Here is a 16,734-nt window from a genome sequence, read left to right on the forward strand (position 1 = left end):
CGCGGGCATCACGAGACGGGCGCCCGCGGGTACCGGCAGAGAATCCCGGACCGTTCGACGACACACCCCGTGACAACGAGCAAGACGAAGCGTAGAGAGCAGCGAAACCGCCTGTCCATCAGGAATGTCACCTGTGGATAACTATGGTTGGCGGGACATGCGGGACTGAACAGGCAAAGCGGTCATATGTCTGTTCGGTTCCATCCGATTTTGGCCGGAATCGGCCCTAATGGGCGGCGAGAAGAAAAACGATCAGTGGATGATCACGTGGTTCGTGGGGGCGTTCTTGTCGGTCGTCCAGCCGTCGTGGCCGGCCTTGGACTGCCAGCGGCGGCCCGCGAAGCGGACCTCCTTGAGGCCGTAGACCTGGGCGTGCGTGACGGCCCAGGCGGCGACGGCCCAGCCGCCGCGGGGGTTGGTCACCTTGACGCCGTTCCAGGAGTCCGAACGGGACGGGGCGCCCGCGGAGAGCGGGCCGGGGCCGTCCACCTGGAGGCGCGGGCCGAAGGCGCGGCGCATCTCGCGGAGCGCGTCGGGACGGCGCGACTCGGTCTGCTTGTTCGGCGGGTACCAGCAGCGGGCCCCGGCCGGCTGGCGGCCGGTGAACACCTGGGCGAGGAGCTTGCCGTCCGGCTCGTGCTGGGCGTAGGCGCGGCCGTCGGCGCTGTGCTGGACGCGCTGGGCGGCGTCGTGCACGTCCCGGTCAAGGTAGTCCTTGACCTTCACCAAGGCGTCGAAGAACTTGCTCGTGGACTGGACGGGGTCGCGCAGCTTCGCGGGGGTGCCCCAGCCCTGCGAGGGGCGCTGCTGGAACATCCCGACGGAGTCGCGGTCGCCGCTGGCCAGGTTGCGGATGTGCGACTCCTGGATCGCCGTCGCGTACGCGATCACGGCGGCGCGTTCGGGCAGCTGCTTGCGGAACGCCACCGCCGAGATCGTCGAGGCGTTCGCGGCCTGGTCGAGGTCCAGCGGCATCTTGGACGTGCCCGCGGCGGCCTCGCAGCCCGACCCGTGCAGGTAGGGGCGTGCGCGGTCGAACGCGATGTAGCCGCCCACGCCCAGCACGAGGACGAGGGCCGCGACGACGTACGGCCAGCGCCGGCGACGGCGGCCACCGCCGCCCGAACCCTGTTCGGGGCGCGTCCTCAACCTCGACCAAACAGCCACGCGAAGAAACTACCGGGAACAGGCCACCAGTAAGCTCAAGGACCATGACGGAAACGTTCACCAGCCCGATTTCCCAGGTCATCGACGAGCTGTGGGAGCGGCGCGCCGAGCTGTCCCCGGACGACGCCGACGCGCGCGCCGCGATCGTGGCGGCCGTCGACCAGCTGGACTCCGGGGAGGCGCGGGTCGCCCGGATCGACGCGGCGACCGACGAGGTGGTCGTGGACGAGCGCGCGAAGCGCTCGATCCTGCTGAGCTTCAAGGTCCTCGGGATGGTGCGTTCGCAGGTCGGCGACTTCCAGTACCACGACCGCATCCCGTTGAAGAGCCGGTTCGACGGCGTACGGGTGGTGCCCGGTGCGATCGCCCGCTGGGGCGCCTACCTGGCCCCGGGCGTGGTGCTGATGCCGTCGTTCACCAACTTCGGCGCCTATGTCGACTCCGGGACGATGGTCGACACGTGGGCGACGGTCGGCTCGTGCGCGCAGATCGGTAAGAACGTCCATCTTTCGGGCGGTGTCGGGATCGGGGGCGTGCTGGAGCCGCCGAACGCCAAGCCCGTCGTGATCGAGGACGAGGCGATGATCGGCAGCCGCTCGATGATCGTCGAGGGGGCGCGGGTCGGGACGGGGGCCGTGGTCGGCTCCGGGACGAACCTGTCGGCGTCCATGCCGGTCATCGACGTGGAGACGGGCGAGGAGATCAGCCGGGGCCGCATCCCGGACTGGTGTGTCGCGGTGGGCGGCACCCGCTACAAGGAGTTCAAGGGCGGGACGTTCGGCCTGCCGGCGGTACTGATCCTCAAGCGCCTCGACCCGGGGCAGCGGCACGACAAGGCGTCCCTGAACGACATCCTGCGCGACCACGGCATCAACACCTGACGCCGGTCAGCCGATCGGGGTCTCGGTGATCTTGAGGGGGCGGCCGGTGAGGGCGGCGAGGGACGCGGCGTAGCCGGCGCCCGGGGTGAGGTCGGCGAGGCGGACGGGGGAGACGGCCTTGGCGTCGTCCCAGGACAGCACCTCGGCGGGCTCGTCCGGGCCGGAGACGTGGATGGCCGTCATGGGCGCCGCGAGGCCGTGGCCCGTGGCCTTCAGCAGCGCCTCCTTGCGGCACCAGTAGGCGTGGAAGGCGCGTTTGCGCCGGTCCGGGGGGAGTGCCGACAGGACGTTCCGTTCCGGGGCGCTGAGGACCATCTCGCCGAGGCGGTCGACGTCCCGGTCGCTCTCCTGCTCCACGTCCACGCCGACCTCGGGGCCGTCGGACAGCACGAGGACGACCCGGTCGCCCGAGTGCGACAGCGAGAAGTCCAGGTCGGAGCCCGGAAGCCGCGGCTTGCCGTGGGTGGCGCCGCAGTGCGGGCAGTCGGTGGTGAAGCGGATGTCGCGCGGCGCGAGGCCGGTCGCCTCCGCGAGGACGGTGCGGGCCAGGAACCGCCCGGTGACGAACCGGGCCTTGTCCTCGGCGCGCATGAACCGCTCGTAGCGTTCGCGCTCACCCGCGTCCAGAAGGTCGCGCATGTGCGGTTCGTCCGCAGGGACCGCCCAATGGACGGCGCATTCGAGCACAGGCATCTCCACGCCCGCGATCATAGGCCGCGTACGCTTGCTGTCCATGCGGCTTGATCTGTTCTCGGACGTGGCGGACCTGACGGCGGCGATTGTCGACATCGAGTCGGTGAGCGGTGCGGAAGAGCCCCTCGCGGACGCCGTCGAGGAGGCGCTGCGCGCGCTCCCGCACCTCGCAGTGGAGCGCGACGGGAACAACGTGATCGCCCGCACGGACCTCGGACGCCCCGAGCGGGTCGTCCTGGCCGGGCACCTCGACACCGTGCCGTTGAACGGCAACCTGCCGTCCCGCATGGAGGGCGACCGGCTCTACGGCTGCGGCACGACCGACATGAAGAGCGGTGTCGCGGTCGCGCTGCGCCTGGCCGCGACCGTGACCGAACCCACCCGCGACATCACCTACGTGTTCTACGAGTGCGAAGAGATCGAGGCCGAGCGTAACGGGCTGCGGCGGCTCGCGGCGACCCGTCCCGAACTTCTCGCCGGGGACTTCGCCGTCCTGATGGAGCCGACGGGCGCGCACATCGAGGGCGGATGCCAGGGCACCATGCGCATCGAGGTCACGGCGAAGGGGGAGAGGGCGCACAGCGCGCGCGCCTGGATGGGGTCCAACGCCATCCACACCGCAGGGCAGATCCTGGACATCCTGCGCGCGTACGAGCCCACCCGTCCGGTGGTGGACGGCCTGGAGTACCACGAGGGCCTCAACGCCGTCTTCGTCCAGGGTGGCGTCGCCGGAAACGTCATCCCCGACGAATGCGTCGTCACCGTCAACTACCGCTTCGCACCCGACAAGTCCCTCGCCGAGGCGGAGGCGTACCTGCGCGAAGTGTTCGAAGGCTTCGACGTCAAGGTGACCGACGCCGCGTCCGCCGCCCGCCCCGGCCTCACCCACCCGGCCGCCGCCGCATTCGTGGAATCCGTCGCGTCCGGCGGCACCGAGGTCCGCGCCAAGCTCGGCTGGACGGACGTCGCGCGCTTCTCCGAACTCGGCGTCCCCGCCGTCAACTACGGCCCCGGCGAACCCACCCTCGCCCACACCAAGGACGAGTACGTCGAGATGCCGCTGATCGCCGACTGCGAAACCCGGATGCGCACCTGGTTGTGCTGACCCAGGGGGTGCGACCCCCCTGGAACCCCCCGTCACGACGGACGAGGCGTTTCACGCTCCGCTAGCGCTCCGCGTGAAACGCCTCGTCCGTCGTCGGGCAGGCCCGCTGCGCTCGCTGCACTCGCTCCGCGTGCCTGCCCGTGGCGGTGGCTGGGGCCCTGGAACCCCCATTGCGATGAGCAAGGCGCTCTGCGCTCGCTGCACTCGCTCCGCGTGCCTGCCCGTGGCGGCGGCTGGGGCCCTGGAACCCCCGTTGCGACGAGCAAGGCGCGCGGCGGTCGCTCCGCGTGCCTGTACGTGACCGGTGGCTCGGCGCCTTTCTGGCGGGGTCAGGGGGTTCGTAGGCCTGTGAGGATGACGTCGGCGTAGGTCTGGTGGGCGTCGGGCGGGGTGTTGGTGATGGCCACCGCCAGGCCGCACATCAGGGCCCGGAACTCGTTGACGCCCACGTCGGGGCGCAGGACGCCGGCCGCGTGGGCGCGGTCGAGCAGGGCGGCCACCTTCCGGTGCAGGTCGTGGTTCTGGACGGGGGCCTCCTCGTCGAAGAGCCGGCCGACGTCGCCGAAGACCTCGCGCAGGCCGCGGTTGCGGAGCATGATCTCGGCGCTGCGGCGGACGAAGAGGGCGATCCCGTCCCACGGGTCGGGCTCCGCCAGCGCGTCGTCGGCCTTGGTGGCGCCGTCGGCCATCCACTCGGCGGTCAACTCGTCGACGAGCGCCTGCTTGGTCGGGAAATGGCGGTAGATCGTCCCGACGCCGACGCCGGCCCGTTTCGCGATGTCCTCCATCTGGGCCAGGTTGCCCTCCGCCTCGAACGCGGCGCGCGCGGCGTCCAGGACGCGGCGGCGGTTGCGGCGCGCGTCGGCCCTGAGCGGCCGGTGACTTGACGGGGCGACGGTCATCCCCTCCAGTCAACCACGAATTGACAAACGGAATCGAGCTTCCGTATCGTCCCCGGCTGCAAGCGGAACCGGAATTCGACTTCCACCTAGGAGCCGCGCATGGCCGCCCGGCAGCGGGGGCTCGCCCTCGCCCTGCTCGTCACCGTCCAGTTCGTGCTGGTGCTGGACGCCTCGATCGTCAACATCGCGCTGCCGTCCATCGGCCGCGACCTGCACTTCGCCCAGGCCGACCTGTCCTGGGTCGGCAACGCCTACACGCTCACGTTCGGCGGGTTCCTGCTGTTCGGCGGCCGGGTCGCCGACCTCGCCGGACGGCGCCGGATGTTCGTCGCCGGGCTCGCCCTGTTCACCGCCGCGTCGCTGGCGGGCGGGCTCTCCCCGGACGCGGGCGCGCTCGTCGGGGCGCGCGCCGTGCAGGGGCTCGGCGCGGCGCTGGTCGCGCCCGCCGCGCTCTCGCTGATCATGACGCTGTTCACCGACGGCCCGGAGCGCCACCGGGCGCTCGGGCTGTTCGGCGCGGTCGCGGGCGCCGGCGGCGCGGCCGGCGCGATCCTCGGCGGGCTGCTCACCGACTGGTTCGGCTGGGAGGCGGTGCTGTTCGTCAACGTGCCGATCGGCGCCGCCGCGATCGCGCTCGCGCCCGTCCTGCTGCCCGAGGCCCGCGACGAGCGGGTCCGCGGCTTCGACCTGCTCGGCGCCCTGGCGGTCACCGGCGGGCTCGCGCTGCTGGTCTACACGCTCGTGGACGGCGAAAACGCCGGCTGGGGCTCGGCCCGCACCTGCCTGCGGGGCGCCGGCGCCGCCGCGCTGCTCGCGGCGTTCGTCGCGGTCGAGGCGCGGGTGCGGCACCCGCTCGTCCCGCTCGGGATCTTCCGCGGCCGGTCGCTGCGCGGCGGCAACCTCGCGGCCGTCCTCGCCACGATGGCGATCTTCCCGATGTTCTACGTGATGACGCTCTACCTGCAGCAGGTCAAGGGGTACGGGCCGGTCCGCGCGGGGCTCGGGCAGCTGCCCGTCGCGGTCACGATGGCGTTCGGCGCCGGGTCCGGGGCCAGGCTGATCACCCGGTTCGGCGCCCGCGGGCCGCTGGCCGCCGGGCTCGCCGCCGTCGCGGCGGGGCTGGCGTGGTTCGCCGGGATGTCCGCGACCGGCCACTACGCGGTGGTCGTGCTCGGCCCGGCGGTCGTGATGGGGCTCGGCGGCGGGCTGATGTTCGTGTCGGTCACCATCGCGGCGACCGCGGGCGCCTCGGCGGAGGAGTCCGGGCTCGCGTCCGGGCTGATCAACACCGCGCAGCAGGTCGGCGGCGCGCTGGGCCTGGCCGTGGTGGTCGCGGTGGCCACCGCCGCGACCCGGCACTCCTCCGCGCGGGTCCCGGCGGCGGCGCTCACCGACGGGTTCCAGGCGGGCATGCTCGCCTCCGCCGGGATCGCGCTGGCCGCGGCGCTGGTCGCGCTGCTGCTCGTCCCCGGACGCCCGGCGGCCCGGCCGGAGGGGGCGCCCGTCACCGCGCCGCCGCCCAGCCGATCCGAAATCGGCGGCTGACGGTCGGTCCGCCCTACTACCTTGGGCCCATGACACGCGAAGTGAACCCCCGGACGCGCCGGCAGGGGCCGGCCACGCTGCGCGGACGCGCGGTCCCGCAGACCACCACCGACCAGCGGCTGCTGGACAGCCGCGGACCGGTCGACTGGGTGCACGCCGACCCGTGGCGGGTGCTGCGGATCCAGGCGGAGTTCGTCGAGGGCTTCGGGCTGCTGGCCGAGCTGCCGAAGGCGGTCAGCGTCTTCGGCAGCGCCCGCACCAAGCCCGGCTCGGAGGAGTACGAGCTGGCCGTGGACATCGGCGCCCGGCTGCACGACGCCGGCTACGCGGTGATCACCGGCGGCGGTCCGGGGATCATGGAGGCGGCCAACAAGGGCTGCGACGAGAACGGCGGCCTGTCGGTCGGCCTCGGCATCGAGCTGCCGTTCGAGCAGAAGCTGAACGACCACATCGACATCGGGCTGGAGTTCCGCTACTTCTTCGTCCGCAAGACGATGTTCGTGAAGTACTCGCAGGCGTTCGTGGTGCTGCCCGGCGGGTTCGGCACGCTGGACGAGCTGTTCGAGGCGATCACCCTCGTCCAGACCAAGAAGATCACCCGGTTCCCGATCGTGCTGGTCGGCACCGAGTTCTGGGGCGGGCTGATCGACTGGGTGCGCGCGACGATGCTGCCGTCCGGGAAGATCTCGCCCGAGGACCTGGACCTGATCCACCTCACCGACGACCCGGACGAGGTCGTCAAGGTGGTCGTGGACGCGCACATCGAGGCCGAGCGCCGGCTCCAGGAGGAGCAGGCCGCGGTCCAGGCCGCCGGCGAGCGGGGCATCGACGGCACCTGACGCGCGTGTCCCGGCCGGTTCCCGCCGTCGGCGCCGCGGGAACCGGCCGCGGAGAGGGCGCGTCAGGCACCGAAGTAGTGGCCCTCTTCGAGGTCCGCGATGAGGCCCTGCCGGGCGGGGTGCCAGTCCAGCAGCTTCCGTGTGAGGTCGCTGGAGGCCGGGATGTCGAGCGCGAAGACGCCGCCGACGAAGCCGAAGTGCCCGACGGCGTCCTCCTGCGGGATGGACGTGACCGGCAGTCCCAGCTTCCGGCCGATGACCTCGGCGATGTCCCGGACCGGGACGCCCTCCTCGCCGACGCCGTGCAGGACGGTCCCCGCCGGCGCCGACTCCAGGGCCAGCCGGTACAGGCGCGCGGCGTCGAGGCGGTGCACGGCGGCCCACCGGTTCGAGCCGTCGCCCGGGTAGGCCGACACGCCCTTGTCGCGGGCCGCGCCGATCAGCCACGAGACGAAGCCGCGGTCGCCTTCGCCGTGCACCGATGACGGCAGCCGCAGCGCCGAGACCCGCACGCCGCGCTCGGCGAGCGCCAGCGCGTCCTGCTCCGCCGCGAACCGGACGGCCGCGAACGAACCGGGGTCGGGCGTGCTCTCCTCCGTCGCGACGCGGCCGGGGACGACCCCGCCGGTCCCGGACGTCATGACGAACGGCTTGCCGGATCCCGCGAGCGCGTCGCCGATCGCGGCGATGGCGCGGCGCTCCTTCGCGACGGCGGCCTCGAAGTCGGAGAAGTCGTGGTGGAACGCGGTGTGGACGACCCCGTCGGACGCGGCGGCGGCGCGACCCAGGCCGTCGGGGTCGTCGAGGTCGCCGCGGTGGACGCCGGCGCCGGCGGCCTCCAGCGAGGCGGCCGACGCGTCCGAGCGGGCCAGCCCGGTCACCTCGTGCCCCGCGTCCAGCAGCTCGCGGACGACGGCGCTTCCGACGAACCCGGTCGCACCCGTGACGAAAACGCGCATGGCGTAACTCCTTGAACGGCGATGTCGAGGACCGGCCGATGCGGGCACCGGGACGGTGCCGGGCCGGTGACCCCACTGTGCGCGCCGCGGATGCGCCGCGTCCAAAGCCTGTTCCGCAACGAGCGATACAGGTCAGGCATCACCGCACGTAGAACGCCTAAACGGCCGGAACCTGCAAGCACCGGCCGGATACGCTGACCGTATGTCCGAATCGTCGCAGCCGCCGGTGGACCTCGACCTGCGGCTGGTGCGGTACTTCACCGCAGTCGCCGACCACCGCCACTTCGGCCGCGCCGCCGAGGCGCTGCACATCACCCAGCCGTCCCTCAGCCGGCAGGTCCGTCAACTCGAACGGCAGATGGGCGCGCGCCTGCTCGACCGGACGCCGCGCGGCACGACCCTGACCGAGGCGGGCGAGGCGTTCCTGCCGCTGGCGAAGGCACTGCTGCGCTCGTCCGGCAAGGCGGTCGCGCGCACCCGTGCCGCCGCGCGGCCCAGCGCCGTCACGATCGGGTACACCAGCGGCGTCATCGTCACCCCGGCGGTGCGCGACCTGCGGCGCCTGCACCCCGACGCCGATGTGCGCGTCGTGCACCTCGGCTGGAGGGAGCCGCGCCGCGCCCTGCTCGACCACGAGGTGGACGCCGTCGTGACGCGGCTGCCGTTCCCCACCGGCAAGCTGCACGTGACGATCCTCTACGACGAGCCGCGCGTCGTCGTCGTGTCCGCCGACCACCGGCTGGCCGGCCGGGAGTCGGTCACCGTCGACGACATCGCCGACGAGCCGCTGCCCCGCGTCCCGGGAGCCGACCCGGCCTGGAGCGCGTTCTGGCGGCTCGAACCGCGGCCCGGCGGGCGCCCGGCGCCGGACGGCCCCGTCATGGAGGACCTGGAGGACAAGTTCGAGCTCGTCGCGGCGGGCGAGGCCATTGCGATCACCGCTCATGTCCCCGGCCGCGCGCCGCGTCCCGACCTCGTCGCGATCCCGCTGGACGGGGTCGACCCGAGCCACGTCGTGCTGGCGACCCGCGCCGGGGACCGGTCGGGCCTGGCGGCAGCCTTCCGCAGGTGCGCCGAGGCGTGCCTGACCGGCCCGCCCGCCGGGGACCGCGAGACGAACACCCTGGCCTAGACGAACACCATGCCGCCGTTGACGGTCAGGGACTGCCCGGTGATGAACGCGGCCCGGTCCGAGGCGAGGAACGCGACGGCCTCGCCGATGTCGTCCGGGACGCCGAGATGGCCGAGCGGGACGCTCGCCGCGTACGCGTCGCGGGCGTCGGTGCCGATGGAGTCGTGCCGGTCGGTCGGGATCCAGCCGGGCGCGACGGTGTTGACGGTGATCCCGTGCGGGCCGAGCTCGCGGGCCCAGCTGCGGGTGAGGCCGAGCTGCGCGGACTTGGCCGCGACGTAGGCGCTGGAGCGGGCCGGGCCGAGCGCGACGACGTCGGAGCCGATCTGCACGATGCGGCCGAAACCCCGCTCCCGCATGCCCGGCACGGCCTTGCGGACGAGCAGTAGCGGGCTCTTCACGAAGAATTCGAGTTGATCGAGGACATCGCGCCAGCGCAGTTCCTCGACGGGCAGGTCCGGCTGCGGTCCGGTGGCGTTGAGCACCAGAATGTCGAGACTTCCGAACACGGCCGTGATGCGGTCGTACAATTCGTCCACCGCGGCCTCGTCGGTGATGTCGGCACGGAACAGTTCGGCCCGCCCACCGGCCTCGGTTATTCGCGTGCGCAGCGCCCGCGCGGCCTCCTCGTCGCGCCGGTAATTGATCGCGACGTGCGCGCCGTCGCGGGCCAGCGCGGCCGAGATCGCGCCGCCGAGCCCGCGTGAGGCGCCGGTCACCAGGGCCGTCCGCCGGCCGGACGCGCCGGTCACCAGGGTGCCTCCCGCCACCTCGCCACCATCCACGACTTGTTGTGATCAAGGCCCTCACCGGCGCGGACGCGACCCGGGCGGGCGCGCGCCGGTCCGGTGCGCAGGGCGACGGGCGCCGCTGCGCGGCGTCGTCATGGTGACCGTACCCGCGCGCGCGGCGGCCATGCCGCGCACCGCTCGCCCGGCCTTTTCCCTCTTGCTCCGATCCCGCGCGACATCGGGTGATATTTCCCTTGGACCGTCGAATGCAATATCAAGGCTTTACCTAACGCACTGTTTTGGCGGTGCCCGGCGGCGGTGGGTTACCATCTTCTTCCCTGACGTCGATACCGCTCGGGATCTGAGCTCATTTAACATCGGAGCACGGGCCGTACCGATGAGCTTTCCCGGTAGGCCGCGCCCCGTCATACCTTCAAACGAGATTTACCTTCGCCGGTCGATGCCGCCGTGTTCGCGGGTCGCCGGGCTCCGGCGACGCATTGGCGCGGACCGTCCGCGGTCCCGCATGGGAGGCCGCGCGCCGGTCACACCAATGAACGGGCATACAGCAAATGTCGATCACGACCAAGGGAGAAGTGCCATGACGTACGTGGTGCCTTACAGCGGCATCTCGAACCGGCTCGGCGACGATGAGATCAAGGCCGTCGGCGAGGCGCTGCGACAGGACACGCTGGCGATGGGGCCGCAGGGCAAGGAGTTCGAGCGGCTGCTCGCCGAGCGGCTCGGCTCGCCGCACGCCCAGGCCACCAGCTCCTGCACCACCGCGCTGTTCCTGGCCGCGCAGGTGCTCGAGCTCCAGCCGGGCGACGAGGTGATCACAACCCCGCAGACGTTCTGGGTGACGACCTGGCCGCTGCAGGCGCGCGGCTGCGTCATCAAGTTCGCCGACATCGACCCCGACACCCTCAACATCGACCCCACGTCCATCGAGCCGCTCATCACCGAGAAGACCAAGTCCATCTGGGTCGTGCACTTCGGCGGCCAGGCCGTCGACATGGACCCGGTCATGGAGATCGCGCAGCGGCACGGCCTCACCGTCGTCGAGGACTGCGCGCACGCCGCCGGCGCCACCTACAAGGGCCGCGCCCTCGGCACCATCGGCGACATCGGCTGCTTCAGCTTCCACTCGCTGAAGAACATGACCACCGGCGAGGGCGGCGCCTTCGTCACCCGCAACGACCGCTACGCCGAGATGGCGCGCGCGCTCGGCACCATCCACAACTACGGGGAGATGCTCGAACGCGACGACCAGCGCATCGGCCCGCACGCGCAGCCCGCCTACTACAAGGACGCGCACGTGCTCAGGTCGTACACCCACGACTACGCCGGCGGGCGCTACCTCGTCGGCAACAACTTCCGGATGAGCGAGCTGAGCGCCGCGCTCGGCGTCGTCCAGCTCGGCAAGCTCGACCGGCTCAACGAGCGCCGCCGGGAGATCGCGCACCGGCTCGACGACGGGCTCAGCGGTGTGCGGGGCGTGGACGTCCAGCACGAGAAGCCCTACGCCCACCACGTCTACCACCTCTACACGTGCTTCTACGACCCCGAGGTCGTCGGCGCCCCGAAGGACGACTTCATCCGCCATCTGCAGGAGAAGGAGGGCATCGAGATCGTCATCCGGTACTTCCCCATCCACCTGCTCCCGGAGTTCCGGGCGCTCGGACACCGCTACGGGGAGTGCCCGGTCGCCGAGAGGACCTACTTCGAACACCAGATCCAGCTGCCCATCTACGACCACCTCACCGACGCGCAGGTGGAGCACATGATCGCCGCGGTCCGCCGCGGCGTCGCCGAACTCGGCGGGGGCCGCTGACCCGGCCCCGCGCGTCCGCCCACCAACCCCCTCGTGCGCCCGTCCAGGGTGCACATGACGTCTGGAGCCTCACCATGGGCAAGACATCGAACGGTTCACGCCCCCAGAGCAAGGTCGTCGCCGTCACCGGCGGCGCCGGATTCGTCGGGAGCAATCTCGTCGCACGGCTGGTCGACGACGGCCACCAGGTCGCCATCGTCGACATGGCCACGCCCGCGCCGGAGCTGGCCGCCCTCCCGGGCGTCCAGCACCGGCGCGCCGACCTGCGCGACTACGGCGAGACGCTGCTGGCGCTGCGCGGCATCGACACCGTCTACCACCTGGCCGGCAACGCCAGCGGCACGCTCTCGGTCGAGCGGCCGAGGTTCGACTTCCAGATCAACGGCCTCGGCACCTGCAACGTCGGCAACGCCTGCGTGGAGAACCAGGTCCGCCGGCTGGTCTACATGTCCTCGGCGATCGTCTACGGCACGCCGCAGACGTTCCCGATGACCGAGGAGCACCCGATCGCGCCGTTCCTGCCGTACGGGGCGTCCAAGCTGTCCGGCGAGCTGACGCTGCGCAGCCTGCACGACGCCCTCGGGCTGCAGGTGATGATCGCCCGGTCGTTCGTCGTGTACGGGCCCGGCGAGGACCCGCGCACCGCTGGCGGGGAGGTGTCGCAGTTCCTGCGCTGGCAGCTGAACGAGCTGCCGATCCCCGTCGTCGGCGACATCGACCGCAAGACCCGCGACTTCGTGCACGTCGCGGACGTCGCCTCGGCCCTGATCACCATCGCCGAGAACGGGGTGCCCGGGGAGGTCTACAACATGGGCAGCGGACGCGAGGTGTCCATGCGGGCCCTCGCCGACGCCGTCGCGGTCGCGACCGGCCGGCCGTCCCGGCTGAAGCCGGACGAGTCGGAGCTGGCCGACAGCTTCCGGCTGGTGGCCGACATCTCCAAGCTGCGCGGCATCGGGTACGAGCCGAAGATCACGCTCGCCGCGGGCCTGAAGGCGCTCGCCGAGCACCTCGGCCCGTTCCCCGAGCTGCCCAGCGTGACGGTCGCGTTCAGCCGCGAGCCCGCCGTCCAGGCGTGACCGCCGTCCGGCGGGCGTCCGCGCCGGAGCCGGACGGCCCCGCGTAGGAACGTTCCAAGAAAGTCGCTCCCGATGGCCCGCGCGAGCGTGCCCGGTCCCGGCCGGGAACGCCGATCGCGCGGGCCCTCGGTTCGAGCCCGCGCCGCCGCGCCCGGCGGTCCCGCGGCGGAGCACCCGCACCCACACCCCAGGGGAGTCGAGCATGCCCAGAAGCAGGACACGAGGCGGGCCCCGCGCGGGCACCGACGACGCCGGAGCGGGCCCCCCGGTCCCGCAGCCGCCCGTCGCCCGCGGCCGCGCCGCGCGGGCCGCCGTCGGCGCGATCTTCTTCGCCAACGGAGCCGCGTTCGCGACCTGGGCCTCGCGGGTGCCCGACGTCCGCGACGCGCTGGACCTCACCCCCGGCGGCCTGTCGGTGGCGCTCACCGGGCTGGCCGCCGGCGCCTTAGCGGGGCTCCCGCTCGCCGGGCTGCTGGTCGCCCGGATCGGCAGCCGACGGATCCTCGCCGGCGCCGGCATCTACCTCGGCGCGCTGCCGCTCGTCGCGCTGGCACCGCAGCTGCTCTGCCTGACCGGCGCGCTCACCTTCTTCGCCATCACCAACAGCTGCGTGGACGTCGCCATGAACACCCAGGGCGCGCTGGCCGAGCGGCTCAGCGCCCGCCCGCTGATGGGCGGCTTCCACGCCCGGTTCAGCCTCGGCGGCGTCACCGGCGCGACCGCCGGCGGCGTGGCCGTGCACGCCGGGCTGAACCCCGAGACGCACTTCCTGCTGGCCGCCGTGCTGCTGACCACCCTCTGCACCGTCGCGACCGCGTTCCTGCCGCCCGACCCGCCGGGCTCGGGCAGACCCGGGCTTGGGCTCATCCGCCCCGGCCGCGGCGTGTGGACGCCCGGTCTCGTCGCCTTCTGCGCCCTGATGGGGGAGGGCACCGTCAACGACTGGGGGTCGATCTACCTGCGCGACGTCGCCGGAGCGCCCACCTGGCTCGCCGCCGCCGGGTTCGCGGTGTTCTCGGCCGGGATGGTCACCGGCCGGCTCGTCGCCGACCGGATCCGCGCCGGCACCGGCTCGCACCGGTACCTGTTCGGCTGCGCGGCCCTCGCCGCGTCCGGCGCCGTCCTCGCCCTCGCCCTCCCGTTCACCTGGACGAGCCTGGCCGGATACGCGCTGATCGGGCTCGGGCTCGCCGCGGTCGTCCCGGTCACCTACAGCCATCTGGCGCGGCGGACGCCCGGGGCGCCCGGACCCGCGATCGCCGCCGCGTCCACCATCGGCTACGTCGGGTTCCTCGCCGGGCCGCCGATCATCGGCGCGCTCAACCACGCCGCCGGGCTGCACGCGGTGATGGGGGTCTTCCTCGTCCTGATGATCATCGTGGTCGCGCTCGCGCCGCGGCTGCGCGACGACCTCGCCGAGCAGCCGCGTCCGTAGAGTGGGCGGCACCCCGTCCCCGACCGGAAGGCGTCCGCCATGTCCCTGGCCGTCTGCGTGTTCTGCTCCTCCAGTGCCAAGATCGACCGGCGTTACGTCGACCTCGCCGCCGAGGTCGGGGACGAGCTGGCCCGGCGCGGGCACAGCCTGGTCAGCGGCGGCGGCCGGGTGTCGTGCATGGGCGCCGTCGCCCGCGCCGCCCGGGCCGGCGGCGCCCGCACCGTCGGGGTGATCCCCGAGGGGCTGGTCAGCGTCGAGATCTCCGACGGCGACAGCGACGAACTGGTCGTCACGCCCGACATGCGCAGCCGCAAGGGCGAGATGGACCGGCGCAGCGACGCGTTCCTGATCCTGCCGGGCGGCATCGGCACGCTGGAGGAGCTGTTCGAGATCTGGACGGCCCGGACGCTCGGCATGCACGACAAGGCCGTGGTCATCCTCGACCCGACCGGCGTGTACGAGCCGCTCCGCGAGCTGATGAAGGGCCTCACCGAGCAGGGGTTCGCGCGCCCGAAGATCTGGGACGCGATCGGCTGGACGTCGTCGGTGTCCGAGGCGTTCGACCTGCTGGAACGCTCCCAGCCGGCGATCGGCATGAGCTACGAGGACTACGCCGAGGCCGAGCTGTGACGCCCGCGCCCCCAGGACGAGAGTGTCCTGGGGGTTCGCCGTCCGGCACTTGACCGTTCACCCCCGGTTCAGCGCCGGCCGCGACGCTCCTTCATGATCCCCTCACGGTGAAGGAGACCGCACCATGTCCGTGTCCCGTCGCGGTGTCATGAAGGGCGGCGCCGCCGGCGCGCTGTCCATCGCCCTGGCCGGCAGCCTCGACTCGGTCTTCCAGACCTCCGCGGGCGCCGAGACCGGCGAGGCCTACGGCTACGGCCCGCTGATCCCCGACCCCAAGGGCGTCCTCGACCTGCCCAAGGGCTTCGCCTACAAGACCCTGTCGACGGAGGGCGACCCGATCTCCGACGGCGTCGTCGTCCCCGGGCACCACGACGGCACGGCCACCTTCCCGGGCGGCAGGCCGGGCCGGACCAGGCTCGTCCGCAACCACGAGCAGAGCGACAACGGCACCCGCGCCGTCGCGCCCGCCGCCCTCACCTACGACCCGGCCGCCAACGGCGGCACCACCACGCTGGAGGTCGACAGGCACGGCGAGCTGCTGTCGCAGTACGTCAGCCTCGCCGGGACGTCCACCAACTGCGCGGGCGGCCGCACCCCGTGGGGCACCTGGCTGACCTGCGAGGAGACCGAGGGGTTCGGCGCCCAGACCAAGAGCCACGGCTGGGTCTTCGAGGTCGACCCGCACGGCAGGCGCACCAAGCCGGTGCCGCTGACGGGGCTCGGCCGGTTCGCGCACGAGGCCGTCGCCGTCGACCCCGACACCCTCACCGCCTACCTCACCGAGGACGCGCACGGCCCGTTCGGCCTGTTCTACCGGTTCCGCCCGCGCGCACACCGCGGCGACTACCACGCCTACCTGCAGGGCGGACGGCTCGAGGCGATGAACGTCCGGGGCGTCCCGGACCTGTCGGTCGTCCAGGAGCCCGGTACGAAGCTGCACTGCCGCTGGGAGTCCGTGCCGGACCCGTCCGCGAAGACCGAGTCGACCCGCAAGCAGTTCGACACCATCACCCGCAGCCAGAAGCTCGAAGGCGCCTGGTGGGGCCACGGCAAGGCGTACTTCGTCTGCTCCTACTCGCACAAGGCCGACGGCGGCGCCGCCGACCACGCCGGGCAGGTCTGGACCTACGACCCGCGCAAGAACGAGATCGAGCTGCAGCTGGTGTTCAAGCCGGGCGGCAGGTTCGACGGCCCGGACAACATCACCGTCTCCCCGTACGGCGGCGGCGTGATGCTGGCCGAGGACGGCGACGGCGACCAGCACCTCGTCGGCACCACCAAGGCCGGCAAGCCGTTCGCGATGGCCCGCAACGCCCTCAACGGCAGCGAGTTCACCGGCGTCACGTTCTCCCCGGACGGCAAGATCCTGTTCGCCAACCGGCAGGAGGGCCCCGGCGTGACCTTCGCCATCACCGGCCCCTGGCACAGGCTCCGCGGCTAGGCCGGACGCCGCCTAGGCGAGCCCGCGGCGGGCGACGGCGGGAGGGCGGGTGCCGCGGATCGCGGCGACCATGTCGAGGACCTGGCGCACCCCGTCCACCTGCGGCGCGGGCACCCGGAACACGCTCGCGCCCAGCCACGCGTAGACGGACGCGGCGGCCATCAGCCCGGGATCGGGCTCCGCCGCGTCCGACTCCAGCGCCACCAGGACGGCGCCGGACGGCCCGGCCCGCTCCACCAGCTCGCTCACCCGGGCCGCCGGGGGCGCGGTGCCCGCGTCCACGGTCCCCTCCGGCGCCCGCTCCGCGCCGGTCAGGATCAGGCCCTCGCGCGGCGCGGTGCGCTCCTCGTGCAACCCCATG

16 protein-coding genes are annotated in these 16,734 nt (G+C 72.7%); 10 read left to right on the top strand and 6 right to left on the bottom strand.

What is annotated here, in order from left to right; translation table 11 throughout:
* Window positions 1-252 precede the first annotated feature (252 nt).
* Window positions 253-1,167 (bottom strand): hypothetical protein, encoded by a 915-nt coding sequence (locus J4709_RS52010; RefSeq protein ID WP_307802174.1) that lies wholly within the window; start codon window positions 1,165-1,167, stop codon window positions 253-255.
* Between the two features lie 44 nt (window positions 1,168-1,211).
* Here J4709_RS52010 and J4709_RS52015 point away from each other — a divergent pair, with 44 nt between their 5' ends.
* Window positions 1,212-2,048: a 2,3,4,5-tetrahydropyridine-2,6-dicarboxylate N-succinyltransferase gene (locus J4709_RS52015; protein ID WP_208252948.1), complete on the top strand. Its 837-nt coding sequence runs from the start codon at window positions 1,212-1,214 to the stop codon at window positions 2,046-2,048.
* A gap of 6 nt (window positions 2,049-2,054) precedes the next feature.
* On the opposite strand, the gene J4709_RS52020 is transcribed toward J4709_RS52015, so the two are convergent.
* A complete protein-coding gene (locus J4709_RS52020) occupies window positions 2,055-2,741 on the bottom strand; it encodes a 4'-phosphopantetheinyl transferase family protein (RefSeq protein WP_208252976.1) in 687 nt (228 codons plus the stop codon).
* A 40-nt stretch (window positions 2,742-2,781) separates the two neighbouring features.
* Between J4709_RS52020 and dapE the strand changes: the two genes are divergently transcribed.
* The gene (gene dapE / locus J4709_RS52025) at window positions 2,782-3,846 is read left to right on the top strand and encodes a succinyl-diaminopimelate desuccinylase (RefSeq protein ID WP_208252949.1); all 1,065 of its coding nucleotides are present in this window, start codon (window positions 2,782-2,784) and stop codon (window positions 3,844-3,846) included.
* 329 nt (window positions 3,847-4,175) lie between these two features.
* Here dapE and J4709_RS52030 read toward each other — a convergent pair whose 3' ends face one another.
* Entirely contained in the window at window positions 4,176-4,748 is a 573-nt protein-coding gene (locus tag J4709_RS52030; protein WP_208252950.1) for a TetR/AcrR family transcriptional regulator, read from the bottom strand.
* Between the two features lie 99 nt (window positions 4,749-4,847).
* Here J4709_RS52030 and J4709_RS52035 point away from each other — a divergent pair, with 99 nt between their 5' ends.
* A complete protein-coding gene (locus tag J4709_RS52035; protein WP_208252951.1) occupies window positions 4,848-6,293 on the top strand; it encodes an MFS transporter in 1,446 nt (481 codons plus the stop codon).
* Between the two features lie 29 nt (window positions 6,294-6,322).
* A complete protein-coding gene (locus J4709_RS52040; RefSeq protein WP_208252952.1) occupies window positions 6,323-7,132 on the top strand; it encodes an LOG family protein in 810 nt (269 codons plus the stop codon).
* Window positions 7,133-7,194: 62 nt separating this feature from the next.
* On the opposite strand, the gene J4709_RS52045 is transcribed toward J4709_RS52040, so the two are convergent.
* Window positions 7,195-8,091, bottom strand: a complete 897-nt coding sequence (locus tag J4709_RS52045; RefSeq protein ID WP_208252953.1) for an SDR family oxidoreductase — start codon at window positions 8,089-8,091, stop codon at window positions 7,195-7,197.
* Window positions 8,092-8,293: 202 nt separating this feature from the next.
* Between J4709_RS52045 and J4709_RS52050 the strand changes: the two genes are divergently transcribed.
* Window positions 8,294-9,223, top strand: a complete 930-nt coding sequence (locus J4709_RS52050) for a LysR family transcriptional regulator (RefSeq protein WP_208252954.1) — start codon at window positions 8,294-8,296, stop codon at window positions 9,221-9,223.
* Here the strand turns inward: J4709_RS52050 and J4709_RS52055 are convergent.
* A complete protein-coding gene (locus J4709_RS52055; protein WP_307802175.1) occupies window positions 9,220-9,993 on the bottom strand; it encodes an SDR family NAD(P)-dependent oxidoreductase in 774 nt (257 codons plus the stop codon). The genes J4709_RS52050 and J4709_RS52055 overlap by 4 nt on opposite strands.
* 562 nt (window positions 9,994-10,555) lie before the next feature.
* On the opposite strand from J4709_RS52055, the gene J4709_RS52060 reads away from it, so the two are divergent.
* From J4709_RS52060 to J4709_RS52080, 5 genes are all read left to right on the top strand, one after another.
* A complete protein-coding gene (locus tag J4709_RS52060; RefSeq protein ID WP_208252955.1) occupies window positions 10,556-11,788 on the top strand; it encodes a DegT/DnrJ/EryC1/StrS family aminotransferase in 1,233 nt (410 codons plus the stop codon).
* A gap of 74 nt (window positions 11,789-11,862) precedes the next feature.
* Window positions 11,863-12,867, top strand: coding sequence for an NAD-dependent epimerase/dehydratase family protein (locus J4709_RS52065; RefSeq protein ID WP_208252956.1), 1,005 nt, complete (start codon window positions 11,863-11,865; stop codon window positions 12,865-12,867).
* A gap of 202 nt (window positions 12,868-13,069) precedes the next feature.
* Window positions 13,070-14,302 carry an MFS transporter gene (locus J4709_RS52070; RefSeq protein ID WP_208252957.1) on the top strand — a complete coding sequence of 411 codons (1,233 nt, stop codon included), beginning with the start codon at window positions 13,070-13,072 and terminating at the stop codon, window positions 14,300-14,302.
* Window positions 14,303-14,341: 39 nt separating this feature from the next.
* Window positions 14,342-14,932, top strand: a complete 591-nt coding sequence (locus J4709_RS52075) for an LOG family protein (protein WP_208252958.1) — start codon at window positions 14,342-14,344, stop codon at window positions 14,930-14,932.
* A gap of 124 nt (window positions 14,933-15,056) precedes the next feature.
* Window positions 15,057-16,373: an alkaline phosphatase PhoX gene (locus J4709_RS52080; protein ID WP_208252959.1), complete on the top strand. Its 1,317-nt coding sequence runs from the start codon at window positions 15,057-15,059 to the stop codon at window positions 16,371-16,373.
* Between the two features lie 12 nt (window positions 16,374-16,385).
* Here the strand turns inward: J4709_RS52080 and J4709_RS52085 are convergent, their stop codons facing one another.
* A complete protein-coding gene (locus tag J4709_RS52085; protein WP_232385404.1) occupies window positions 16,386-16,733 on the bottom strand; it encodes a hypothetical protein in 348 nt (115 codons plus the stop codon).
* Window position 16,734 lies beyond the last annotated feature (1 nt).

Origin of the sequence: Actinomadura violacea (assembly GCF_017573465.1) — a bacterium.
Lineage (GTDB): Bacteria > Actinomycetota > Actinomycetes > Streptosporangiales > Streptosporangiaceae > Spirillospora > Spirillospora violacea.